This is a genomic window from Paenibacillus tabacirhizosphaerae (assembly GCF_040812395.1).
In the GTDB taxonomy this organism is placed as follows: Bacteria; Bacillota; Bacilli; order Paenibacillales; family NBRC-103111; genus Paenibacillus_E.
Genome location: NZ_JBFNXH010000015.1, coordinates 69,046 through 94,898 on the forward strand (window position 1 = coordinate 69,046; position 25,853 = coordinate 94,898).

The 25,853-nt window shown below is 42.9% G+C and carries 19 protein-coding genes and 1 pseudogene; 16 read left to right on the top strand and 4 right to left on the bottom strand.

Annotated elements, in window-relative coordinates; genetic code table 11:
• Window positions 1-2: 2 nt before the first annotated feature.
• A complete protein-coding gene (locus ABRS97_RS21900) occupies window positions 3-428 on the bottom strand; it encodes an SRPBCC family protein (protein WP_367817536.1) in 426 nt (141 codons plus the stop codon).
• 224 nt (window positions 429-652) lie between these two features.
• On the opposite strand from ABRS97_RS21900, the pseudogene ABRS97_RS21905 reads away from it, so the two are divergent.
• The 3 genes and pseudogenes from ABRS97_RS21905 to ABRS97_RS21915 all read left to right on the top strand — a co-directional run.
• A pseudogene (locus ABRS97_RS21905) lies at window positions 653-751 on the top strand (MBL fold metallo-hydrolase); the annotation flags it as partial.
• 816 nt (window positions 752-1,567) lie between these two features.
• Complete coding sequence (locus ABRS97_RS21910) at window positions 1,568-3,649, top strand: methyl-accepting chemotaxis protein (RefSeq protein WP_367817537.1); 2,082 nt, start codon at window positions 1,568-1,570, stop codon at window positions 3,647-3,649.
• Between the two features lie 43 nt (window positions 3,650-3,692).
• Window positions 3,693-5,000 carry an ABC transporter substrate-binding protein gene (locus ABRS97_RS21915; RefSeq protein ID WP_367817628.1) on the top strand — a complete coding sequence of 436 codons (1,308 nt, stop codon included), beginning with the start codon at window positions 3,693-3,695 and terminating at the stop codon, window positions 4,998-5,000.
• An 830-nt stretch (window positions 5,001-5,830) separates the two neighbouring features.
• Here ABRS97_RS21915 and ABRS97_RS21920 read toward each other — a convergent pair.
• Window positions 5,831-7,180 (bottom strand): aminotransferase-like domain-containing protein, encoded by a 1,350-nt coding sequence (locus ABRS97_RS21920; protein ID WP_367817539.1) that lies wholly within the window; start codon window positions 7,178-7,180, stop codon window positions 5,831-5,833.
• Between the two features lie 245 nt (window positions 7,181-7,425).
• Here ABRS97_RS21920 and ABRS97_RS21925 point away from each other — a divergent pair, with 245 nt between their 5' ends.
• The 3 genes from ABRS97_RS21925 (at window position 7,426) to ABRS97_RS21935 (ending at window position 11,481) form a co-directional block, all read left to right on the top strand.
• Window positions 7,426-8,091: a nitroreductase family protein gene (locus ABRS97_RS21925; protein WP_367817540.1), complete on the top strand. Its 666-nt coding sequence runs from the start codon at window positions 7,426-7,428 to the stop codon at window positions 8,089-8,091.
• A 358-nt stretch (window positions 8,092-8,449) separates the two neighbouring features.
• A complete protein-coding gene (locus ABRS97_RS21930) occupies window positions 8,450-9,154 on the top strand; it encodes an ABC transporter ATP-binding protein (protein WP_367817542.1) in 705 nt (234 codons plus the stop codon).
• A 2-nt stretch (window positions 9,155-9,156) separates the two neighbouring features.
• Complete coding sequence (locus ABRS97_RS21935; RefSeq protein WP_367817544.1) at window positions 9,157-11,481, top strand: ABC transporter permease; 2,325 nt, start codon at window positions 9,157-9,159, stop codon at window positions 11,479-11,481.
• A 150-nt stretch (window positions 11,482-11,631) separates the two neighbouring features.
• Here ABRS97_RS21935 and ABRS97_RS21940 read toward each other — a convergent pair whose 3' ends face one another.
• The gene (locus ABRS97_RS21940) at window positions 11,632-12,027 is read right to left on the bottom strand and encodes a VOC family protein (RefSeq protein WP_367817546.1); all 396 of its coding nucleotides are present in this window, start codon (window positions 12,025-12,027) and stop codon (window positions 11,632-11,634) included.
• A 239-nt stretch (window positions 12,028-12,266) separates the two neighbouring features.
• Here ABRS97_RS21940 and ABRS97_RS21945 point away from each other — a divergent pair, with 239 nt between their 5' ends.
• Window positions 12,267-13,043, top strand: coding sequence for a DUF817 domain-containing protein (locus ABRS97_RS21945; protein ID WP_367817547.1), 777 nt, complete (start codon window positions 12,267-12,269; stop codon window positions 13,041-13,043).
• 100 nt (window positions 13,044-13,143) lie between these two features.
• On the opposite strand, the gene ABRS97_RS21950 is transcribed toward ABRS97_RS21945, so the two are convergent.
• The gene (locus tag ABRS97_RS21950) at window positions 13,144-13,359 is read right to left on the bottom strand and encodes a hypothetical protein (protein ID WP_367817549.1); all 216 of its coding nucleotides are present in this window, start codon (window positions 13,357-13,359) and stop codon (window positions 13,144-13,146) included.
• A 199-nt stretch (window positions 13,360-13,558) separates the two neighbouring features.
• On the opposite strand from ABRS97_RS21950, the gene ABRS97_RS21955 reads away from it, so the two are divergent.
• From ABRS97_RS21955 to cas1c, 9 genes are all read left to right on the top strand, one after another.
• Entirely contained in the window at window positions 13,559-15,049 is a 1,491-nt protein-coding gene (locus tag ABRS97_RS21955; protein ID WP_367817551.1) for a Calx-beta domain-containing protein, read from the top strand.
• A 327-nt stretch (window positions 15,050-15,376) separates the two neighbouring features.
• Complete coding sequence (locus tag ABRS97_RS21960) at window positions 15,377-16,720, top strand: diguanylate cyclase domain-containing protein (RefSeq protein WP_367817552.1); 1,344 nt, start codon at window positions 15,377-15,379, stop codon at window positions 16,718-16,720.
• Window positions 16,717-17,952 carry an extracellular solute-binding protein gene (locus ABRS97_RS21965; protein WP_367817554.1) on the top strand — a complete coding sequence of 412 codons (1,236 nt, stop codon included), beginning with the start codon at window positions 16,717-16,719 and terminating at the stop codon, window positions 17,950-17,952. Before ABRS97_RS21960 ends, ABRS97_RS21965 begins: the two co-directional genes overlap by 4 nt.
• A gap of 193 nt (window positions 17,953-18,145) precedes the next feature.
• Window positions 18,146-20,569 carry a CRISPR-associated helicase Cas3' gene (cas3, locus tag ABRS97_RS21970; RefSeq protein WP_367817556.1) on the top strand — a complete coding sequence of 808 codons (2,424 nt, stop codon included), beginning with the start codon at window positions 18,146-18,148 and terminating at the stop codon, window positions 20,567-20,569.
• A 131-nt stretch (window positions 20,570-20,700) separates the two neighbouring features.
• Window positions 20,701-21,420: a type I-C CRISPR-associated protein Cas5c gene (gene cas5c, locus ABRS97_RS21975; RefSeq protein ID WP_367817557.1), complete on the top strand. Its 720-nt coding sequence runs from the start codon at window positions 20,701-20,703 to the stop codon at window positions 21,418-21,420.
• The gene (gene cas8c, locus ABRS97_RS21980; RefSeq protein WP_367817559.1) at window positions 21,417-23,303 is read left to right on the top strand and encodes a type I-C CRISPR-associated protein Cas8c/Csd1; all 1,887 of its coding nucleotides are present in this window, start codon (window positions 21,417-21,419) and stop codon (window positions 23,301-23,303) included. The genes cas5c and cas8c overlap by 4 nt, the downstream gene beginning before the upstream one ends.
• A gap of 12 nt (window positions 23,304-23,315) precedes the next feature.
• Window positions 23,316-24,173, top strand: coding sequence for a type I-C CRISPR-associated protein Cas7/Csd2 (gene cas7c / locus ABRS97_RS21985; protein WP_367817561.1), 858 nt, complete (start codon window positions 23,316-23,318; stop codon window positions 24,171-24,173).
• A complete protein-coding gene (cas4, locus tag ABRS97_RS21990; RefSeq protein WP_367817630.1) occupies window positions 24,163-24,822 on the top strand; it encodes a CRISPR-associated protein Cas4 in 660 nt (219 codons plus the stop codon). The genes cas7c and cas4 overlap by 11 nt, the downstream gene beginning before the upstream one ends.
• The gene (cas1c, locus tag ABRS97_RS21995) at window positions 24,819-25,850 is read left to right on the top strand and encodes a type I-C CRISPR-associated endonuclease Cas1c (protein WP_367817563.1); all 1,032 of its coding nucleotides are present in this window, start codon (window positions 24,819-24,821) and stop codon (window positions 25,848-25,850) included. Before cas4 ends, cas1c begins: the two co-directional genes overlap by 4 nt.
• Window positions 25,851-25,853 lie beyond the last annotated feature (3 nt).

The following is a 25,853-nucleotide window of genomic DNA, read 5'->3' on the forward strand; positions in this document are numbered from 1 at the left end:
TCTTACTTAGAAATTTCACTATATTTTTTGAAATTGTCTAGAAACGCCTGCCAGCCTGCTTTTTGCATCTCAATGGAATTGGTGGTTTCCGCATCAAAAGTTTCAATTACCTTAGTGTCGTTTTCTTGGCTAATAAAAGTGATCGCAACTTTTCTTCCATCTCCCAAAGTGTAAGAAATAAATTCATTTATCCTCACTTCATCATAAACGCCACCAAGATCAAATCCAAAGCTTCCATCCTTTGCTTCCAATCTTGTAAGAAATTTTCCGCCAACCCTTAAATCATTTTCGGCATTCGGTGCATGCCAGTCATCAGAGGCAAAAGACCATTTCGTTATATGCTGTGGCTCTGTCCAATATTCCCACACTTTTTCAGCTGGTGCATGTACCGTGGTTTCTACCGTTATTGTTTGATTGCCTGTTTCCATTATAATTACCGCCTCACTATGTAATTTAGATTATCTAGAGTTAATTATACCATTAAACTCCTTTCGGTATAATTTGATTTTCTCATGCAAGCTCGATGATTCGCAGGATTTCATCCCTTTAGATTTGGTCGATGAATGAATGAGATCCAGTTTTGCTACTGCATGTATTTTCCGCGGTGCCCTAGGAAGTAAAAGCAAGAACTTACAACTCATGAATATTATTCTTAATTGCCGGGGATTCGATGTATAGTGAAGACGGGATTCTCGAGGGAATTCATGTCCCGACCACACTGGATATGAATGCAGCTCGTCTCACTTTGGAAAATGCAGCTCATGAAACTAACGGTATCACGAGTTTTATAAAGCGAAACGGTGAGAAATGGTGGAAGCCTCTTTTTTAGGTTATAGAATTTATATGTTGTTTTAAGGGGAGCAAGCTTGGTTTGGAGAGATGGTGCTGTAAGCGGTTCACCGAACCATTGGATTCTTTGAATACGTTATCATGAGCGGGCTAGCGGAACTATGGTGCGTTATGGCTAGTCATATCGGCCTGAAGGGGTGTTTCGCGGAACTACAGTACGTTATGAGCAGGAATTGCTGGGTTGTAGGCACATTTTGGCTCATTTAACGCACCCTAGTTCCCCTTCAGGGTGAGAAAAGGGACATTACCGTGGAATAAGGCATCGTAGTTCCGCCGATATCGCTGTGCATGGAAAATAGGCGATCCGGCAGTACCTCCTCCGTTTTCATGCGAAGCTTGTGGAGGCGAAATGTACCCGGGATCTTACAAAAGCATTCATGGATAGGAAAACCGAATCGAGGATCGGTTAGTTAAAAGAGATTAAGGCAGCACAAAGTAGCACAGAGAATGGAATGGGTATGGGTATGGGTATGGGGTGGAAAAGCAATAGCGTCCGCCTTTAAAGTCGTGTTCACACCACGCATGCAAGGAACACGATTTTAACAGCAGTTGGAATCATACCCAATTCCTCCCCATGCCTGGACGTATGGGTGTAGACAAGGAACCTGAAATTAATAACAGTTAGCATTAATAATAAAAATTATACTAACAAAAAACGTTGATGCTGCCGATGAATAGGTAGATGCATATTCAAAACAGAGGGGACATAGTGCACACCATGAGAAGAAAAACTTGGGATCAGTCATCATTACTAACAGGCATGCGATTTAACCCTAGTAAGAGTATTGGCATGAAGCTTTTTCTATTTTTTTTCGTTAGTGTTTTCGTTATTGTTAGTGTCGTGGGCTGGCAGTCTTTCCGCACATCCAAGGAATCTATCCTTGCGGAAGTATCTTCTTCTACAGAGCAGACAATTATTCAATCTCGTAAAAATCTCGACTTGATTTTTCGAAGTTATAAGGACTATTCCCTTCAGTTTATTTCGGATGAATCCTTTTTAAAAGATCTTAGAACATTTATCGGAACAACCAATCAGACCTACGAGCAGATGGAACAGCAGAAGAAGGTAACGACATATTTGTACAATACCTTGACTTCCGTAGACTATGTGAACTCGGTGTCCTTATTCAGTCTAGATGGCTCCATGATTTCCTCTACTTACCTGAAGAACTTTGAAACGATTACCAAACCAGCATGGTTTGATAATGCGGTTAAAACTAAGGGAGAAGATATATGGCTTCCTCCTTCTAAAGAACCTTACTATGCAGGCAAGTCAAGCTTTGGACAAATCCGTGTTCTGCGCGATTACAACGGTCCTATTGCCATCCTGCTTGTTGAGATCGATGTTCAATCATTATCTACCCAGTTAACGGGTATGAAACTCATTACTTCTTCAGTAAAAGAAGGGAATGACATCTTTATGCTGGATCCTGTATCCAGGAAGATTATTTATTCGGGGGAAGCCAACCAGATAGGGACCTCTACAGACTTCGTAATCCCCGCATCCAGCAAAGAACTAACAAGCGGTTCCTTTACCATGAATGGAAACGATGGGCTGGAAAGGCTCGCGCTCTATGACCAATCCCAAGTAACTGGGTGGTATCTGGTCGGGGAAGTGCTCACTAAAGATTTATTAAAGCGGGCAGAGAAAATACTTACTGTGATCTATATTGCACTTGCCCTCTCGGCCCTGATTGCCATAATTCTGGGGGCGATTATGGCCAGAATGTTTGCTACTCCTTTGATTCAGCTCAAGAACATGTTAAATGAAGGAGCAAAAGGAAATTTGGCTGTTCGTGTATCCGTGCGATCTCAGGATGAAATAGGTGAGCTGGGGTTAAGTTTTAATCAAATGATGGAAAGTATATTGTCTCTAGTTAAGCAAACAGATGAGGCTGCGAATCGAGTTATGACAACTGCATTAAGGCTAACCGAAGCATCTAATCAAGCGGCTATATCGGCCGGGGAAATATCCGGAGCAACGGAACATATCGCTCATGGTGCGTCATCACTAGCATTAGAGGCCGAAAAAGGCAGTGAAATGACAGTGGTTATTGACCAGCAAATGGGAAAAGTGGTCGAATCGAATACGGAGATGAATCGTTCCGCCAAGGAGGCCAACCTGAGTAGTGAACAAGGGACGATTTACATGGAAGATTTGATGGAGAAAACGAAGTCCACCGAATCGATTACCCGAGATATGATGGAAAAGGTAAGCAAGTTGAAAGAGAGTACCTCATCTATCCACAATATATTGCAGGTCATGACGCGTCTGACACAACAGACCAACATCCTGTCTTTGAATGCGACGATAGAGGCGGCACGCGCCGGTGCATCAGGACAGGGATTTATGGTCGTTGCTGGTGAAGTCCGTAAATTAGCGGAGCAGTCCAAGGATTCCATCGAAGTAGTCGGTGCAATCACCCGACAAATTCAGGAAGAAATTACTAGTACCGTAGGTACTTTAACGGAAGCCTATCCGCTGTATCAATCACAAGCAGAGGCGGCCAAACAAACAAATTCGATTCTTTTACAGGTACGTGAACAAATGGGGGAGTTCATCCAGAGGTCAAATGGTGTTGCTCATTCTGTCAACGAACTTAATAATGCTCAGAAGTCTTTAAATGATACTATCACCAGTGTTAGTGCGGTATCTGAAGAAACGTCGGCTTCTGCTGAACAAGTCGCTTCGGTCAGCAGTTCTCAGCTGGATATGAGCCAGAGACTAGTGGATCTCTCCGTAGAGCTGAATACACTATCCAATGAATTACAGAAATCCTTGTCCTCTTTCCGTATATGAGACCACAGGGCAACAAAAGACAGGAGGCATACGAGTGAACTTTATGCGTTTTAAATTGCGATCCCTAGCTATAGTGGTATTGGCAAGTACCCTGACTATTACAGGATGCCAATCCGCTGTACATTCCGATAACACACCCGTAACCAAGGAAAATCCATCTGAAATCAAGGGAACCCTCACTTTTATTTCAAGCCGTAACGATCTGGTGGAAAAAAAATTCTTCGATAAATATGTGGAAGGGTTTAAAAAGAAATACCCAGCTGTTAAGGAAGTTAAGGTAATTGCATTAAAAGATTATCAAACGGAAATTCGTGTAAGGATCCTGAGTAATAACTATGAAGATGTGTTGATTCTTCCTAATAATTTCGAAAAAAAGAATTTACCGGAATATTTCGAACCGCTTGACGAACTGGGTTTAAAGGATAAGCTCTATTTCGCAGATGAATATAATTTTGAAGGCAAAAATTATGCCATAACGACTGGCGTAGCTGTCGAAGGGTTGCTTTACAACAAGAAAGCGTTCAAACAGGCAGGAATCGAAAAACCACCGACGTCATTGAACGAATTGTACAAATCCAGCGAAAAACTAAAACAGGCGGGAATTATTCCGATATATGCCAATTATGCCTCTGGATGGACGTTAAAGCAATGGGGAGGATTGCTCTCGCCAGTTCTTAACGCTAATCCTGGAAGTTTACAATTTATGTCACAAACGGATGCTCCTTTTCAGGTAGACAATGAATTAGGCAAAAGTTATGGCGTTCTTCATCATTTGATTGAAAAAGGGTTCGTGGAACCTGACCTCTTCACAGATCGGTGGGAGGAATCAAAAGTGGCTATCGCTACAGGAAAAGCAGGGATGTATTACATGGGGAGCTGGGTTATCTCACAGGTCCTGGATAAGAAAGAGACGGGAGTTCAAGCGGAAGATTTGGGTTTTGCTCCATTTCCTTCAATTACGGGAGAAAAGCAATTTGCGCTCATGTCCCCCGACTATTATTATGTGATCAATAAGAACAGCAAGAATCTGCCTGCAGCCAAGGCATGGGTTAAATACCTCTTGGAGGAATCTAGCTTTGCTGATGATGCTGGGTTTATGCAAACCATCAAGTCAAGAGAATCTTCAATCCCTCAGTTGAAGGAATTCATGTCCTACAAACCAACACTCTTGGAGTCAGTGAGCTTGGACGAAGATTACGGTTCCATTTCACAAAAGGCAGGATTTAGTCTTTATGATGGCAAAATGATTCAAGAATTTGCAATATCAAAGAGTCTCCAAACTGAATTTGACAAATGGAATGCGAAATGGAAGCAAGCCAGACAAGCTTACCTTAAGGAAAAAGGGAAATAACTCAGAAAGGACAGACGAATGATTACATTCGACCTGTCCTTTCTTCATCAGATAGGAATGTTTAAATCCTTTACAGAACTAAGCGTTAGGGATACCCTTTCTAGCAGTGTAGCAGTGCCCCAGCTCGTTGGATCACCCAGTATCGCCTCGCTCTGCGAGAGATCTGTCTGTTTTGCATGGGTGAGCGGAACATGGGGGCGTTATGAGGCGGTATTTTCGGTTGCAGGGACGTTTCGCGGAACTACCGTGCGTTATGAGCAGGAAATGCTGGGTTGTAATCACGTTTTCACTCATTTAGCGCACCCTAGTTCCGCTTCAGGGGGAGAAAAGGGACACTACCGTGGAATAAGGCATCGTAGTTCCGTCGATATCGCTGTGCTTGGGGAATAGACGGTCCGGCAGTACCTCCTCGATTTTCTTGCGAAGCTTGCGGAGGCGAAATGTACCCGGAATCTTACAGGGGTGTTCATGGATAGGAATACCGGATGGGAGACAGGTTAGGGAAAAGAGAGGAAGAAGGCAGCAAAAAGTAGAACAGAAGGGAATGGGTGGGGGTAGAAAAGCGATAGCGGTTGGAACCCCACACCCAATTCCTTTCCCATGTAAGACGTATGGGTTTAGACAAAAACCTGAGGCACAGCGAGGCCACTGAAAAAGTCTTTACGAACAATTTAAAGGCTATTCAGAGCGCAAAAAATCCGTTTTTAGCCTGTGAGAAGGCTTTAAACGGGTTTTTTCATTTTTTATTTGACTCACATATAATGTTTCCTCACAATAAGTTACTTTTTTTCCAGAAGTACTCGTGACGCTTGCGGCGACGCTTTCCGCCATTAAGACGGGGACTTGACTTCCCGTTTCACTTCTTCAATGATCTGCCAAACCCCTTCCTCGATCTGCCCCAGCTGCGCTCGCGAGATGCTAATCCGCAAAAACTTCTCCCGCTCCATATAATCCGCTAAATAAAATCGTTTGCCGGAGACGGTATTAATATCCTTCGCCGCGAGCCGCTCTATTAGGCGTTCAAGATTGACCTTATGCGGCAGCTTGAACTGAACGAACACTCCAGTGCGGACATCCGATATTTCGACTAATCCTGCATCATTATGCCGCCGAACCGCCTCGTTCAGAGTGCGAATTCGTTCTGCATATTGGCTGCATATTTTGCGTTTGTGCCGCTCGTACATACCGTTTTTGATATACACTTCAAGGGCTGCCTGGGACAGCAGTGAGGTGTCCGCATATCTTTTGTATTCACAGAACGTCCCCAGCAGCTTTTCCGGCAAAACGGCTGCACCGAGCCTGAGTCCCGGAAAGATGGTTTTCGAGAAGCTTTTCAAATAAACGACGTGCGACGCACCATTATAGGCGTAAATGGGGTCGAGACCCGGTTCTTCGCCTAAATCGGCCATATAATCGTCCTCCACGACGTATACGTCATATTTACTTGCCAAACGAGCAATCATTTTCCTTTCGTCCGCGCTGTACGAGGTGCCGAGCGGATTGTGTAACCTCGGCATGGTGTAGAAAAACTTGATTCCGCCATGCCTGAATTTCTCCTCCAATTCCCGCAAATCAATGCCTGTCGCGGTACGGGCGATTCCACATATCGGTCTACCCTCTGCCTCAAGTGCCCGCAAATAAATATCGTAGCTCGGCTGTTCTACCAGAATGACCGAATTCCCGTTCGGAAACGGCATTTTTGCCAATATTTCAAGTGCCGGCGAGACACCAGACATGACGATGATCTGTTCGGCTTTGGCAAACACTTGATCTCCGGCCAAATGGGAAACGAGTGTATGGCGAAGAGTTTCCAGCCCTTTCGAATCGCCGCAGGTGAATAGATCATATTTGTAAGTGTCTAAAGCTTTGTTCAAGCAGTGCTGAAAATCTAAATAAGGAAACACGCTAGGATCTGGCGACGTAGAGGCGAAATCGATCGTCTTGCTCTGAGTGGCGTTCTGCTGGACCCTCGGCTTTTCCACCACGAAGTAGCCGCTTTGAGCAATCGGGTAAATGGCGTGCCGTTTCTCTAATTCCGAGTATGCCCGTGTAATCGTATTGACGCTGCAGCCGTACAGCTTAGCGGCATTACGGACGGATGGCAGCTTTTGACCCGAGACGAATTGCCCCTCGCTGATTTTTTGCTCCATATCGGAGAGAATATCCAAATATATGCTCATTCTGCTCTCCTCGCTTTCCTATAAACATTATATTCTCTAGGTCAACTGTATGGATACACTTTGGAAAAGATGCTATTGTCCCGAACTGTAAATCGGCATATCATTTCAATTAACGGAAAGGAAGCTTCATCATATCGTTTCGAACGATATGGAGTTGCGAACGCCTCCAAGCCGTGGGAAAGACTGACGAGGCGATACATGCAAGAGTCAGTGCACATTATTGAAACAAAGGAGTCGATTGTGAAATGTCATCCACTGCGCAAACCGATTTTGCCACTATATTCCGTGAACGTCATTCCGTCAGACATTTTGATGCATCGCACAAACTTAGCGAACAAGAAATCAAGGAGCTTCTGGAGATTGCGGGCAGCGCCCCGTCGTCTTGGAATCTTCAGCATTGGAAGTTCGTCGCCATTACAAAGGCGGCAGCCAAAGAAAAGTTGCTTCCTATCGCGTACGGTCAAAAACAAGTGATCGACGCTTCCATTACCGTTGCTATACTTGGTGACCTGCAAGCGAATCGGAATGCCGAAGCGGTGTACAGACCCGTTGTCCAGGCAGGACTTGAAGATGCCTACGCTGGCTATTCTTCCTATCCGGCTATGATTACTCAAATTGAAGATGCTTACGCAGGCGCATCTTCCACCTATCGACGCGACGAAGCGATTCGCAACGCATCGTTCGCCGCCATGCAGCTTATGCTCGCCGCGAAAGCGAAAGGGCTCGACTCGGGCCCGATGGTCGGTTTCGACGCCGAATCCTTCGTCAAAGCGTTCAATGTCCCGCTGCGCTATGTTCCGGTCTTGCTCGTTGCTATTGGCAAGGCAGCTAGACCCGCTCGGCCTACCTCCCGCTTCTCGGTGGAGCAAACGGTCATCTGGAATGGGTTTGAGCCCGATGCCGCTCTCTGAGATTGATCGCAGCCGGGGGATACAGACGCCGCGGAGAACCGTTCCATAGATAAGAGGGTACATCATTTCACTGCACAGATCGATAGTTCGACATCAGAAGGGCTGCCCCGTGGCAGCCCTTTACTCCGTTGCGATGTCCGTCGGTATCAGACCAAGCTCCCTTTCCGCAACGGAAAGGGAGTGCTGCTGTGATTGAGCCCGACTTTGGTCTAGCTGCAGGCGGGACTGAAGTTGGTTGTTTCCCTTTTTTTGCCTTCGTATAATCAACTTGATTGCATTGACGATTTCCATCTCTCTGGAAAACTGGAAATCGCGTCAAACCAAGCTTCAATAAATACTATTCTAGGAGATGAAATATTTGAAAACGTTAATCGAATTCAAAAAAGTAACGAAAGAATACAAAATAGGAGAAGTGTTAATCAAGGCTCTTAATGGGGTTGATTTTTCCATATCGGAGGGAGAATTCGTCGTTATTTTGGGTGCAAGCGGTGCTGGCAAAAGTACGATTTTGAATATACTTGGCGGTATGGATACGGCTACCTCAGGTCAAGTGTTTGTTGGTGATCAAGAAATAACCAGATTGAACGAAAAAAAATTAACCCAATATCGGGGTGAGAACGTTGGCTTTGTATTTCAATTCTATAACCTGATCCCGAATTTAAACGCGCTGGAAAATGTTGAATTTGCCACTGAAGTATGTAAAGACCATCTGGATGCTAAAGACATTTTATATAAAGTTGGATTAAAGGATCGTATCCAAAACTTCCCTTCCCAGCTCTCTGGAGGAGAACAACAACGAGTTGCTATCGCGCGAGCTGTTGCCAAAAATCCGTTACTTTTACTCTGTGATGAACCAACCGGAGCTTTGGATTATGTTACAGGCAAGTCCGTCTTAAAGCTTCTTCAAGATTTGAACAAGGAAACGAAAAAGTGTGTCGTATTGGTCACACATAATTCCGCAATTGCTCCTATGGCCGATAAAATTATTAAGGTTAAAAGCGGGATGATAGAAAGCGTTACGATAAATGAGGAAAAGCAGAGTGTTGAAGGGATTGAGTGGTAATTATGAAATTATTTTTTAAATTATTAAGGGATATTAAACAATCTATTGGGCAATTTTTTGCCTTAGTTTTGGTTATCTCAGTAGGAGCTTTTCTCTATGAGGGGCTGATCACTTATAGCGATAAGCTTAGCGCTTATACGGAGGTTTACTTTCAGGAACATAATTTAAGCGACTTAAATGTATATTACAGTCAAATTTCCAAACGTGATGTGGCTGGTTTAAGCGAAGTTGAGGGTATAAATAAAATAGAAGGGCGTTATACCTTTGATGCCACGCAAGTCTTTGAAGCTTATAAAGCTTCAGTAAAAATTCATTCGATCCCCGTAAATAATGAAATAAATACGCTTACTATGATTGAGGGCAGTATTCCGTCAAAAAAGGATGAGATCTTATTAGATTCCCATTATGCCAAAGAACATGATAATCATGTTGGTGATAAAATCAGTATAAGTACGAATGGAAGCGATTTTACGTTTGCAATTAGCGGATTAGGTGAGAATGTTGAACATGCAAAAAAGAGCCGAACACAAGACCATAAAACTGACGGAGTAGCTTATATTGCCGAGGAGACAATACCTGAAATCGCAGGCGGCTTTTCCTATAATGAAATCATGATTGATGCTAAAGAAGGTTACGATATTGACAAATTAGGCAAATCCATTGAAGCACAATCCAAACAACTTTCTTATTTAGACCAAGTAAGTAAAGAAAGGTCTTTCAATTATTCTCAAATAACTCAAACGATATATAATAATGGCATGATGAGTAAGGTTATACCTTTTGTTCTCTTTTTGATTTCGGCTATTATCCTGTTTCTTACCATGTCGATGACTATAGATTCTCAAAGAAATCAAGTGGGGATTATGAAGGCTTTGGGCGTAAAAAACAGAACCATCATGCTTCATTACATGGGATACCCTCTGCTGGTAGGTTTAATAGGCTCAATCCTGGGTTGTGTCATTGCCGCTTTTGTATTTGTCCCAATTATAACTGCGTCGTGCGCGAGGGCCTACTCGCTGCCAGGCATTCAATTCTCAATTTCTTTTTACTCGATCCTTCCTCCCATCATTTTCTCTAGTGCTTTTGGGATCCTATCCTGTTACTTAAGTGGTAGAACTATATTGAAGGAACGTGCTTCTCAGGCTATGCGTCCTAAACCGCCAAAGACGATGAAAAAACTGCTCATAGAAAGAATTCCGGGTATGTGGAGTCAACTTTCCTACAGTTACAAACTCATTTTGAGAAATATATTTCTAAATAAACAAAAAGCTTTAGCGAGCTCAGTTGGCGTTATTGTAAGCACTGTTTTATTGATAACTGCTTTGGGTACCCAAACCGCCTTGATGAAAGTAGCTAACCAAATTGAAGATGTGAATACCTATGATTTAAGAGTAGATTACAAGTTGGGAACATCTTCGGATTCGTTGAAACTACCCCCCGGTATTAAAAATAGCTACTTTTTATCCACCTTTCCTGTAGAATTCATAAAAACTAATGAAAAAGAAAATGCCACTTTAGTTGTTACTGAAAAAGAAAACAATCTCATTCATTTTTTTGACGAAAATGACAATAGGATGTCTTTGGAAAATAATGGTTTGCTGGTACCCAAATCGTATGCCGACAAATATCATATTGTAGAAGGGGATATCGTCAAAATCAAGTTCATAGCACCAGAGCTTAAAAATAAATCTGTAGATATGAAGGTTTTAAATATATCTTCACAGTATTCGAATCCATCGTTTTATAGCACGCCAGCTTATTTAAAGAGCTTTGACATCGACTACAGTCCAACCTCGCTGTTAGTTGAAGCCAATAGCTCTACAGATCTTATCAGCATTCGTAACTTCTTTGAACAAGATCATCATGTAGATACCATTGCAGATAAGACTGATCTAAAGAAATCAGCTCAATATATTTTGAAACAAAACAGTGTTATATTTATCATGTTTATCATTTGTGCCGTCGTACTCTCCTTTGGCGCCATATATACGATATCTTCCATTAACATTTATGAAAGGAATCGCGAGCTTGCAACACTTAAGGTGCTAGGCTATCAAAAAAATAAAATAAACCGACTTATATTTTTTGAAAACATCATATTAACCACATTTGCGGTCATTGTAGCTTTACCGTTAAGTGGCTATATGTATACAATTATTGTAAAGGCAATGTCTAGTAGCCATCAACAAATCCCAGATAAATTAAATTTGTTTATCATGTTGATAGCTGTTGTTTTTGCGTTCTTGCTCACCATTCTCTCTAACTTATTACTTCGGAGAAAAGTGTCCCGAATCCATATGATTGAATCTTTAAAAAGTATAGAATAATGGTTTTATTTGAAAGTACCTATCTGGGGCAATGTTACTAATTTGAATCGTAACACTGCCCTTTTCATCATTCTATGATCCTCCTTAAAAATGAAAAAAAGCATTTGATTAGTATCAAATACTTTTGCCAAGGCGTTTATCGAAATCATTCTATTTTGCGTTCTTATCGGGCTGGTGAATACCAAAAATATTACCTTCCGTGTCCATATAGTACCCTTGCCAGGCCATTCCAGGCAAAGCATACTTTGGCAATGCAAGTTTGCCGCCATGATTAAGGATTTTTGATTCCGTTGAATCGTAGTCTTCCACACCCATTGTACATGCATAGCCATTCAAAGCCTGGCCTGGTTCTGAGGGAGCCCCTTGACGTTGCATCAAAGCGCCGTTAATTCCAGGTTCATTTGCATCGCCCGTCACAGCCCCGAAATAGGGCATTCCCGCATAATTGCTCCAATCCTCAAATGCCCATCCAAATACTTCCCCATAAAACTTCTTAGCACGCTCCATGTCATCGACATGAATTTCGAAATGAACTAATCTGCCCATGATTTCCTCCTAAGGTTTGGTTTGACTTCCTTAAGTCTTATATTAGATTTTTTTGTTGATTCTCCTTCTTCATTATTGGATTTATTTAGAAGATTATTCATCTTTCATAACTTGATATGAACTGAAAATAAGAAAGTTTAAACAAGCTATTTTCTCTTTTTACCAAACCATTAAACCATTATTATTTAGTAAAGATGAATCGTGCAATTAAAAAGGGCACGGGGAGGAGATAAACATCATTGAGACCTATCATACAACTTTTGCATTTTGGCTATCATCAGGCGATGAGTTGCATATTTCCTGTTGCTATCTTTGGAACGTTAGCTCTCTCTAGCGTAATAGAAGTTCCTTTCATTCATCGTTACGATGCTATTCTAGTTATATTGCTTGGAGTGCAATACCTCATGTACCGCAGCGGATTAGAGACACTTGATGAAATCAAAGTAATCTGTATATTTCACATGATTGGTTTGGTGCTGGAGTTATATAAGGTTTGGATGGGATCATGGTCATACCCTGACCCTGGGTATACGAAGATGCTCGGTGTCCCGCTCTATAGCGGATTTATGTATGCAAGTGTAGCAAGTTATATGTGTCAAATATGGAGGAGAATGCGGATGGACATGACCGGCTGGCCTGGGCTAACGCCTTCGGTGCTGCTAGGCGGGGCTATCTATTTCAACTTTTTCACACATCATTTGATTCCCGATTTCCGTTGGTGGCTGACGGCGCTAGTATTTATTTTTTTCAGGAAAACATGGATCATATATCGGGTGAGGACTGTAACTTATCGAATGCCCTTAACGCTCGCTTTTATCATTGTAGGTTTTTTCATCTGGTTAGCTGAAAATATTGCTACATTTTTTGGTGCCTGGAAATACCCGGACCAGCACCAAACCTGGCAACTTGTTAGTTTCGGCAAGATTAGCTCGTGGTTCCTTCTGGTAATCATTAGCGTCATCATCGTTGCCCAGCTTAAACATGTTAAAGCTAGTCGTCCAACGAACGTTTCATAATACAGCTAAGAAAAAGGTACTGTTTATATGGCTAAAAATAAAGACTGAAGGAACGTACCTCGTTCCTTCAGTCTTTATTAGTCTTATTTAGCGACTTATTTCACACCGATTGTTGAGAAGAAGCTTGTAGTGTCGATTGAACTTGACTAATCATTGTTTGTGCTTGTGCTATTTCAGTTGATGCTTGCTTTAGTGCTTCTTCACAAAGCGTAGGATTAGCTGCCGATTGTTCAATTGCTTGACTGATAAGACTTTTAGCAAGTGTTGTTGCCGCTTCTGCTTTTTTCAACTGGTTTGGATCAATTTGTTGTGCCAATTCTGAACCTCCAAGATAAGTGTATTTGTTCGTTACAACTGTTATATATTTTTCGATTTCTGGTGATTTTATGCGTGGGGAAAATTTGAATTCACTGTTTTATTTTTCGTATATCCGCTTTCCCAAATAGATAGTATAATAAAATTAGAAATCACCCAAATTTTTACATCAAATTACATTAATTAGGAGGAATGTATGAATGATGTTAGCCGTTCAACGAAGTCGCTGGTTTGTCATGTTGGGGTTATGCCTTATCCTGTTCTTAAATCTGGCGGCCTCTGTGAAGGGAGCAAGCCAACAGGATTATAGAGTTGTAGAAACGGTGCCTGGGAAAATCCTGGATTATGACAGTAATAGAATTCTCTATTATAAGAGTAATTCCCAACAGCTATATGTTAGAAATCTTACAACGAAACTTGACACCCTTATTGTTACGGGATCTATTAAGGAGCCTGCTTATTTGACTGAACGCGGGGCCGTATACATGATGTTTGATGATGTCTATCAATGGTATACAAGCGGGACCCCACGCGTCAAGTTGCTTGCAAACGGCTATCGTCCTATTGTGAAGAAAGTCGGCAAATTCCTTCTTCTCGACAGATATCACTATATCCCCGGCAACCATTATGTGATGGATGACGAAATCTGGACCTACGATCTAACGAACGATACACTTAGCTACATCGATACAGGGGAATATTCGGATATCTCCGAAGACGGCCATCTGGTATATGTGGATCAATTCTATGGCAGTGGGACAATTAAAACCTACTTCAACGGTGTTTACAAAACGTTATATAATATGGGAGTAGAAAACATTCCAGTGACAAATGGAGAGCGCATATTGAGTGGAAGTACCGTTTGTTGTAATAATTCACATGGATATAAGATTTCCCTAATGACATATACTTACGAAACTCAAGAATTGAAATCCCTGGAAAATGTAGATGAATCAACACTCACTTATTACCGAAACTATCAGCAAAATAATAATTGGATTGTTTATGAACAAATTTATGGATATGACACTACTAGTGATACATATTACCTCATAACTCCTGATGGAATTACGATTCCCATCCCTAAAAATAATGACGATTCTAACTTCGAGCATGAATCGGAAATCAAACTCAATAAAAACGGTGAAGTAGTCTTTAGCTTACCGGAATCAAATAAGATTCAGTATACCAATCCAAGCATGAATGGAAGGACAATAGCTTACAAGGGTCCTGACAAAGGCTTCTATAAGATCACTTACAACGAATCGAACCGAAAATGGTATGGCGTGAGCACAGGCAATAACTTATCAGAGTTCATTGAAGTTGATTTTAACCAATCGCCATCGTCTACTGTGAAGTTTGATTTTAATTCATTGCTTCAATGGGTCGATGAAGGTTCGGGTACGGTGACGGCCAATGTGTACCGCGTCGGAGGTAGCACAGGTTCCTTGACCGTGGACTACACGACGGAAGACGACACGGCGAAAGCAGGCAACGACTACGTTGCTGCGTCAGGCAAACTCACCTTTGCAGATGGTGAAACGGTGAAAACCATTCAAATCCAATTGTTAGACGATACAGCCAAAGAGTTGCCAGAGTCATTTTCTTTGAAACTTATAGGCCCTTCAAACGTACTTTCGGCCCCTGAGACGAACCGCTCCTTCTTCATGATCAGAGATAACGAAAAGTAGCAGACGTCGCGGACACACATTCCCAAAGTTTTATGGATGCAGATGAACACGATGGGAAGCTAGCTGTACGGTCGATATGCAGTTTCTAAGCTGGCTCTTCCTAGTGACCCGGGGCATTATAGCCTGTTCTTGACAATTTGTCAGGAGCAGGCTTTTATTATTCTAAATATTTCAATAAACTTCATGAGCATATGCAGTAGGCTCCAGAACTTCTAAACATAACATCTTTTGTGAAGGTATTTGGAAAACAAAGGTCGAACCCTTTTGTAGACGAATAGTTCTATTCTATTTGCAGGACGAATTTATCGAGATCGGAGGGGGAGTAGATTGATTTTTACACTCCGGAAAAAACTATATATTAGCTTTCTAGCGATCATCGTGCTTTTTGTTACTACGGCGACCATCTCTACATTCTTGTCACAGCGAATCAGCCGTTTGACCAGCGATATTCTGCTATCCAGCAACCGTATGGAGGTTATACAGCGGCTTAATTTGTTCGCGCGAACAGCAAATGACAACGGTGCCCATTACTTGCTTGCACCGCTTTATATTGAGAACGATTTCAAGTCAGAATTCGATGCCACGGTGCAGTATGTGAATGAGGAAATCGTCCGACTTTCTGCTTTGACGACAGATCCGACAAGTCTGGGCCAAATAGAGGATTTCAAGGCGAAGTGGACAACCTATGTGAAAATCAGCCAGAAAATCATTGCACTTAAAAAGGAGGGCGCTGTTAACGCTGCACAGGAGAGGTTTACGAAAGACAGCTTCGATCCCATTGCTTTCTCGCTCCATGGTTTCTATGAAAACGAAAAATCCCGTATTGAAACCTACCAGAATGAAATCGAAAGCAGCAGTGAAACGATCGGGTCAGTCAACCTGATCATGGTATCTACTGCTATTCTGTTGTCTATCCTCATAGCCGTTCTGCTCTCGAACTATTTGCTCCGACGAATCGAGTTGCTGAGAACATCAACGCAGACCGTAGCCAGAGGAAATTGGCAGGTTAAGGCGTTGTACTTTAAAGGTAAGGATGAGCTGACAGATCTGGCAAATGCGTTTAACTCTATGACGTATTCACTTCGCAATTTGCTCAATTCGAACCAGGCTCTTCAACAGCTGTCTTCACGCGACGGATTGACGGGGATTGCAAATCGCAGGTGTTATGACGAAACGCTTGAACGCGAATGGAATCGCCATGTGATTTCCACAAAACCGCTCTCCCTGATCTTATTCGATATTGATTACTTCAAAAGATACAATGATGCCTACGGTCATCAAGCAGGTGACAGCTGTCTGATTCAGGTTACAGGCATTCTTGAGGAGCATGTCAGGGGCTCCTTAGATTTGGTAGCCCGATATGGAGGAGAGGAATTCGCTGTTCTACTGCCTGAACAAACGACAGCGGCAGCGATCCAAGTGGCGGAACGTATTCAGAAGGCCCTTAGTGACAAGAAGATTCGCCATAAAGGCTCAGAAATCGGAGACTTCGTTACTTTGAGTATCGGAATCTCCACCGTGATCGCAACAACGGACACTCTTCCAAAGACATTGCTGGCCCAAGCTGACGAAGCTTTGTACGAATCCAAAGAAAGAGGCAGAAACCGAATTTGCGTTTATGATTCAGTATCCGGTACCGTTTCTGGAGTTTTAGAAGGTGGACGAACATGAAAAAGTTGCTTGCCGGTATCATGTTGACAATGCTCCTGCTACTTAATGCCTGCTCGAATGCGGGAACAGTCGCCCCTAAGGTGAAGCTGGTGCTCTGGACGACAACTTCCGAGGAGGAAACAGCGTTCTTCCAGCAAGTCATCAATGACTTCCAAAACGATCATCCAAACATTCAGGTCGCAGTGTCGCAGCACAAGTTCCCATTCGCTACAAACGAGTATAAAACATCTATTCTTGGTGACAGGGTTGTTGACGTGTTTCGGGCAGATAATTCATGGATACCCGATTATGCGACTCTGGATATCGTGTATCCGTTAGACACGATAGCTGCTAAGGCGGATTTGTCAGGCTTTATGCAGGCTCCATTACATGCTGTGACCTATCAAGGGCACGTATATGGCTATCCTTCGGTTACGGAAGTGCCGGCGTTACTCTACAACAAACAGCTGCTGAAAGAAGCGGGGTTCTCCCATCCGCCGGAAACGATGGACGAGCTCTACCATATAGCAAAAGCCCTCACTGGAGAGGGCAGGTACGGTCTCTTTTTGACCGAAGATTCCTACTTTGCTCTTCCGTATTTGTGGGCGTTCGGTGGCGGGACGGTGACAGACGACAGGAAAATTGTAATTGCCTCTGCAGAGTCACAACAGGCCTTCGCCTTTATGCGAATGCTGAGGGAGGAGGGCGTAACGCAGCCTTATCCGGATTTCGAGAATTGGTACAACAAGATGGTGAAAGATTTTCAAGACGGTAAGCTCGCTATGTCGGTTAATGGCCCCTGGGCGATTCATGACATTTTGCAAGGTAACGCGTTCATAGAACCTGATAACTTGGGAATTGCGCCTATCCCCAAAGGTCCAAAAGGGCAGGGATCTCCCCTCGGCGGACACAGCTTTGTTATCAACAAATACAGCCATCATCCGCAAGAAAGTTATGAATTGATCCGTTACCTGACGAGCGCGAAGACGCAGGTGCAGCAAAGCCGTAAATTCAATACGCTCCCTACGCAAACGGCGGCTTATGAGGATCCGGACCTGGCTTCCGACTTCCTATTCCGAGGATTCAAACGTCAGCTCGACGTTGCAAGAAACCAACCGCTGATTCCAGAGAGTTCCAAGTTATATCGCGACTTCACACCCAATGTTCATGCTATGTTGCTTGGAAAGAAAACAGTTCAGGAGGGTGTGCGCAGTATTGAGATTTCATGGAAAGAATTGTTTCAACCGAACTAACAGCTCAGATTGAAAGGATCATAAAGCGCCGACAGGGGTGACTCCTTTAAAATAGAACATAGAAAACTTTAGGCCCGCAGCTCGTAGCAGCGGGTCTTTTCCACTTCAGAATGAGAGGAATATTATTTACAATAAAAGGGAAATTGGAGCGGCTGACGAATTATGCTTTTAGGGGAACAAAAGGAGGAATAAAATGACTTACATCGCCCATATTCGTGAAAGTGACGAACAGATTCAGAGTGTCGAGGAGCATTTGCTCGGAGTAAGGAGTTTGGCTGAATTATTTGGGGGGAAGATTGGCGTCAAGCATATTGCCGGTCTTGCAGGCATGCTGCATGATATGGGCAAGTACACCCATGAATTTAGAGATTACATCATTGAAGCTGTGAGAAATCCAGATTCTCCGCCGAAACGAGGCAGTGTTGACCATTCGACTGCTGGTGGAAAGTTATTATACCGGCTGTTTCATGCAGGGTCTCATTCCAAATTTAATTGGATATTGGCCGAAGTCGTTGGAAACGCGATCATCTCACATCACTCCTACTTACATGATTTCCTAACTCCTGATTTGGAGTCCGCCTACCTGAATCGTGTTCGCGATAAACAATTAAATGAGTTTGACAGGTCCGTGCAGTGCTTTTTTGACAATGTGATCAGCGAGACGGAGCTTCAGCAGTATGTTTCGCATGCAGTAGTTGAGTTGGAAGCATATTTAATGAAACCCTCTGTGCTGAATAGTGAAAACAAACTGATGTTCCTGACCAAATTTATTTTCAGTGCTTTAATCGATGCCGATCGAACGAATACCAGGTTATTTGAAGAAAATAAGTGCATTGAAGCGGGACAGAGCCGCAAGGAGCTATTCGATACTTATTATGAAAAATTGATGGCGAAGATCAATGCCTACCAAGTTCAAGATCATGCAAAAACGCCGATAAACGCACTAAGGGGAGAAATGTCAAGTCAGTGCGCACAGTTTGCTGAGAGGCCATCAGGGATCTATACGTTATCGATTCCAACGGGGGGCGGCAAGACATTGGCAAGTTTAAGATATGCGCTGAAGCATGCCAGTCTGTACCGCAAGAAACGCATTATTTATGTCGTTCCCTACACCACGATTATTGAGCAAAACGCTGAAGAAGTGTGCAAAATTCTTATGGATGACGAACATATTTTGGAACACCATTCCAATGTTATTGATGATTGGAATGATGACGACGAGAACGAGGATGGCCTCATCAATGTGAAGCAAAAGCTAAAGCTGGCCAAGGATAACTGGGACTTGCCCATTATCTTTACAACGATGGTGCAGTTTTTGAACGTGTTTTATGCCAAAAGCAGCAGGAGCATTCGAAGGCTTCATAATCTTAGTGAATCGGTCATTATTTTTGATGAGGTACAGAAGGTTCCTGTTACATGTGTATCGTTATTTAACCATGCACTGAATTTTTTGAAAACGTATGGTCAATGTAGTCTCATCCTTTGTACCGCAACCCAGCCAGCGCTGGATTTTGTCGAGCATAAGCTAGAAATGAACGTGGATGCTGAAATCATTCATAAGCTGGATCACGTCATTGAAGCATTTAAACGGGTTGAAATCGTGGATAAAGCTTCGGATGAGGTGTTTAACAATGACAAGCTTGCTGATTTTATTGAGGAAAAAATGGATGAAGTTCAGAGTGTACTTGTTATTCTGAATACGAAAACGGTTGTAAAGAGGTTGTACCGTCAAATGGAGGGAAGCGATGTCCCCATTTACCACTTAAGCACATCGATGTGCGCCGCACACCGCAACCAAATATTGGGGCAAGTGCGGGAGCTCCTGAAGAATAAGGAGAAAGTCATTTGCGTCAGCACCCAACTAATTGAAGCCGGAGTAGATGTAAGCTTTGATTGTGTGATTCGTTCCTTGGCGGGGTTGGATTCTATTGCGCAGGCCGCGGGCAGATGCAACCGGCATGGTGAGCAGCAAATTCAGCAGGTTTATGTTATTGATCATGCAGAGGAGAGCTTGGGCCATCTGCAGGAGATAAAAGTTGGGAAACAGTTGTCCCAAAGGATTCTCATTGATCTCAAGCGTGATGAGAACCATTACGGCGGCAATATTTTATCTGTTCAGGCGATGGACAGGTATTTCAAGGAATTTTATACGGAATTTAGTACGAGGTTGAATTATACGGTACCGAAATTAAAGAAGGACATGACAGAGTTACTGGCGTCTGACAGGAAACACAACTCGTATTTTTTGGCCTATTATCATAATAAGAAGGAAAATTTGCCGTTATTTATTATTAATAGTTATCGAACGGCGGCAGAAAACTTTCATGTGATTGATAACCAAACAACTTCTGTGCTGGTTCCTTTTGGGGATGAAGGCAAAGACATAATTGTGAGATTGAACAGCAATGAGACGATTGAGGATCTTTCACGGCTGTTGCGTAAAGCTCAGCAATATACGATTAATCTGTTTAGTTATGAACTGGATCAACTGTCTCAGAACGACGGAGTTGTAAGTTTGCTTAATGGAAAAATTTTAGCATTGAAGGAAACAGCCTACAGTAGTGAGTATGGCCTCGATCTGGAGAATGAAAGCCATGTTGATTTGAGTTTTATTTGAGAACGCATTAGAAGCCTATCTGCATGTGGATAGGCTCTAATATTTTTCGTATAATTTACAATGTACATTTGGAAAAAATTAGGATAACATCGAATTATCGGTAATATCAAAGTGTTAAGGAGGTGAGTCTAATGAGGAATTCAATTGACTTTGTCGTCTATGGTGAATATGCACTGTTCACGGATCCTTTGACGAAACTTGGCGGGGAAAAGCTTTCCTATCAAGTGCCGTCGTTTCAGGCCTTGAAAGGAATTGTCGAATCCATATACTGGAAACCGACTCTAATTTTTTTCATCGATGAAGTGCGTATTATGAAACCCATCCGTATGGAATCCAAAGGGATTCGTCCAATGGATTATGGCGGAGGAAACACACTTGCCAACTATACATATCTGAGAGATGTTCAATACCAGGTACGCGCACATTTTGAGTTCAACATGAATCGTCCTGACTTGGCCTATGACCGTAATGAGCACAAGCATCATAATATCCTTAAGCGCTCGCTTCAGGTCGGTGGTCGGAGAGACATATTTCTCGGTGCTAGGGAATGCCAAGCTTATGTAGAACCTTGTGTTTTTGGCGAAGGGGACGGCTTTTATGACGGCTATGGAGATATTCATCTGGGTAACATGGTTCATGGCCTGAATTACCCGGATGAGACGGGCAGGAATCAATTGGAAGTGCGTCTATGGAATCCGGTTATGAAGGACGGCATTATCCAATTCATTAGACCTGGACAATGTACGCAGATTCGTACGATTACGGACATGGATAAGAAGCATTTCGATGATACAAATGTCACATCAGCTGATGAACTGTTCGCACAATTGGAAGAGGGGGGGAATCCATGAGTTGGTTATTGAATTTGTACGAAACCTATGAAGCGAATATAGATCTCGTTGGGAAAATTGAAAAAAAACATAACGAACAAGAGTACACGTTGCTGCCTGTTTCTCATACGACTCAAAATGCACACATCGAAGTACAGATCACCGAGGATGGAGAATTTCATTCAGCAACGGTGATTGACAAGAGTGATGCGAGCACTTTGATTTCTTGTACCGAAGATTCTGCAAGCCGCGCAGGCTCCAAGATTGCTCCATATCCGCTGCACGACAAATTAAGTTATGTAGCGGGAGATTATGCTGCCTATGGAGGCGAAATCAAAAAGGAAGAGCCCTTTCCCTATTATATCAAACAGCTGGAAGATTGGGCTTATTCTCCTTATGCCGTAGACAAGGTAAAGAGCATCTATCGCTATTTGAGCAAGGGCAGGCTTATTCAAGATTTAGTGGAACACAAGATTTTACACGTTGATGCCAACAATCGGCTCATCGACAAGTGGGATAAAAATGCGGAAAATCTGCATGGTGCCAGACCGCCCATATTTGGAGTCATTGCAGGTGAGCAAACGAGTGCATTTGTCCGGTTCAACGTCTACTCGCCTAGCAGAATATTGACGAAAGTATGGAAGGATCAAGAAATGTATGATTCCTTCATCCGATTTTACAGCAGTCAGTTAGGCGAAGAGGACCTTTGCTTTGTAACGGGGAGGACGCTTCCAGCCACGGACAAGCATGCTAATAAAATTAGAAATGCGGCAGACAAAGCCAAATTAATTTCGGCTAATGATACGAGCGGCTTTACGTTTCGAGGACGTTTTCAACATAGCCACGAAGCAGCTAGCATCAGCTATGAGGTTTCCCAAAAAGCACATAACGCCCTGAAGTGGCTCATTAATCGCCAAGGGAAAATAATTGATCAGCAGGTTTTCCTTGTGTGGGGAAATGATGAGCTGGATATACCGGAACTTATGGATGATTTTTACTCAATCGATCCTGTGCCGGTTGCAGTTAAAGAGAGAATGTCTTTTACGAATGAAGAGTTCGCAGGTGAAGTTGCCAAGGCTTTGGAGGGGTATAGAAATCACTTGAAGTCTGATGCCAAGGTAAATATTTTGATTCTGGATTCGGCAACGACAGGGCGTATGGCGGTGCTGTACTATCGGAATATGGACAAAGAGCTTTACTTGGACAAACTTGCTAAATGGCATTCAACCTGTGTGTGGTTGCACCGGTATCGCAAGAATGACAGTGGTGATTTTGTGCAGTTTTATGGAGCACCAGCCATGAAAGATATTGCTTTTGCTGCATACGGGCCCAGAGCAAGCGACAAGATCATTAAAGGGCTGAGGGAGCGGATGTTGCCTTGTATCATCGATGGCAGAGGGATTTCGGTGGATATTGTATCCAGCGCATATCATCGCGCATCAAACCCTGTTTCGATGGAGAAATGGGAGTGGGAGAAGACGTTAAGTATTACATGTGCCTTAATTAACAGTAAACAGGAGGGGTTCAACGTGTCATTACATGAAGACAATGATGACCGCGATTATTTATTCGGGCGCTTATTAGCTGTAGCTGATGTGTTAGAAAGACGTGCTCTAGGTGGAGACGATCGCGAAACCAACGCCATTCGCTATATGAATTCTTTTTCCAGACATCCGGCAAGAACCTGGAAAACGATTCAGGATTGCTTACTGCCTTATCAAGCCAAGCTTGGCAAGAAAGGATTTTACTTATCAAAGATCATCGATGAAGTAGCTTCACGAATTTCGATCGATCAGTTTAATAATGAGTCATTATCAGAGTTGTATTTACTTGGATTTTATAGTCAACGGCATGAGCTTTACCAGAAAAAAGAAACTACCGATGCAGTAGAAGCATCGAATTAAGGAGAGATGGACATGACCACTTTAGATCATAAAATCGATTTTGCTGTTGTTTTATCCGTGACCAAGGCTAACCCGAATGGGGATCCCTTGAATGGCAATCGACCGCGTCAAAACTACGATGGCTATGGCGAGATTTCGGATGTTGCGCTTAAACGGAAGATCAGAAACCGTCTGCAGGATATGGGCGAATCTATCTTTGTTCAATCCAACGATCGTAAATCGGATTCATATGGTAGCTTAAGAGAGCGCGCGGATGCGAATGCAGAGCTGGAGAAGATTTTGAAGTCTAAAACGGGCTCAAGTGATGAATTCGCCAGCATCGCTTGCCGGGAATGGCTTGATGTCCGAAGTTTTGGCCAAGTGTTTGCTTTCAAAGGAGACAAGGGCGGGGTTTCTGTCGGTGTAAGGGGGCCAGTGTCAATTCATACCGCAACTAGTGTCGACCCTATCGATATAACCAGCATGCAAATTACGAAAAGTGTCAATTCCGAACCGGGTACGGCTAGAGGTTCGGATACGATGGGCATGAAGCATCGCGTGGATTCAGGCGTCTATGTCTTTTATGGCAGCGTGAATACGCAACTTGCTGAAAAAACAGGATTTACGAATGAAGATGCCGAGAAACTCAAAAAAGCGCTCGTTTCCTTGTTCGAAAACGATGCCTCGTCCGCTCGACCTGAAGGCAGCTTGGAAGTTCACATGGTGTATTGGTGGGAGCATAATTCCAAGCTGGGCCAATATTCTTCCGCTAAGGTACATCGGTCATTAACAGTTGAAAGACTTGTTGAAGAACCAAAGACGTTAGGAGACTACCGGTTTGCTATTCAGCCATTGGAAGGTTTGAGAGTTGAAATCCTTGATGGACAATAAAGATGAGGATAGTTATCTAATGCTGTCGGGCATACAGCATTTTCAATTTTGTAAACGGCAATGGGCATTCATTCATATTGAACAGCAGTGGGAAGAAAACGTCAAAACCATTGAAGGGGAGTATCTCCATCGGAATGCCGATCAGCCGTTTACGAGAGAGAAGCGAGGAGATAAGCTTATCGTTCGCGCAATGCCTGTGAAATCGGAGAGCCTTAAAGTAGCGGGTATTTGTGACGTGGTAGAGTTTATTAGAAACGATAGCGGAGTTGAAATTAATGGCTCTGAAGGGAAATATATCGCCTATCCAGTTGAGTATAAACGCGGAAAGCCGAAATTGAACGATGAAGATATTTTACAATTAACTGCACAAGCGATCTGCCTGGAGGAAATGCTGCTGTGCGAAATACATACAGGCTATATGTTTTACAACGAGATTAAACATAGAGTCGAAGTGAAGTTAACGGCGGCTATTAAAAATAAAGTGAAGCTGATTGTCGCAGAAATGCAAGACTATTATAACCGTCGGCATACGCCTAAAGTAAAAACGGGATCTTTTTGCCGAAGCTGTTCTCTTCAAAATATTTGTTTGCCGGATCTGATGAATAAGCGGTCGGTTAAAAGTTATGTTGAAGGGAAAATCAAGGAATGAAAAAGCTGCTCAATACGCTATTTATTACACAGCCCGATGTCTATATGTCGTTAGATGGTGATAACATTGTTCTTCTTAAAGAGGAGGAGAAGCTAGGCAGATTTCCTTTGCACAACTTGGAATCTATCATTTCCTTTGGATATACGGGTGCGAGTCCAGCATTGATGGGTTATTGCGCGGAGCGGAATATCTCGATCGTGTTTTTCACTATGAACGGCAGATTTCTTGCCAGAGTCATAGGGGAAAGCAAGGGCAATGTTGTTCTGAGAAAGAAACAATATATGGTATCGGAAGATGTAGCCCAGTCGGCGAAGATAGCTCGAAATTTTATTGTCGGCAAGATTTACAATCACAAATGGATCATTGAGAGAATGACCCGAGATTACCCATTGCGCATCGATGTTAATCAGTTCAAAGCTATATCACAGCAGCTATCTGCAATAATTTTAGACGTAAGAGAGTGCGAAGATTTAGAAAGACTAAGAGGACTGGAAGGTCAAGCGGCTGTTAACTACAATAAACTAGTTGACTCCATGATCTTGCAGCAAAAGGGAGATTTCTATTTTCATTCAAGATCCCGTAGGCCCCCATTGGATAACGTAAATGCGATGCTTTCGTTTGCCTATTCACTTTTAGCCAATGACGTGGCATCTGCACTGGAAGGCGTTGGTTTGGATGCTTATGTTGGATTTTTGCATCGTGATCGTCCGGGCCGTGTGTCTTTGGCACTCGATATGATGGAAGAGCTGCGAGGTGTTTACGCAGACAGATTTGTGTTGTCGCTAATCAATATGAAGATTGTGAATAAAGATGATTTTTTGAAAAAAGAAAACGGTGCTGTCATCATGAAAGATGAGGGGAGAAAGAAGTTTCTAACCGCATGGCAAAATAAGAAGCAAGAGAAAATTACACATCCCTATCTAGGTGAGAAGATTTCATGGGGTTTGGTACCGCATGCGCAGGCCTTGCTGCTTGCCCGTTATTTACGCAGTGATCTGGATGAATATCCACCATTCATGTGGAAGTAGGTG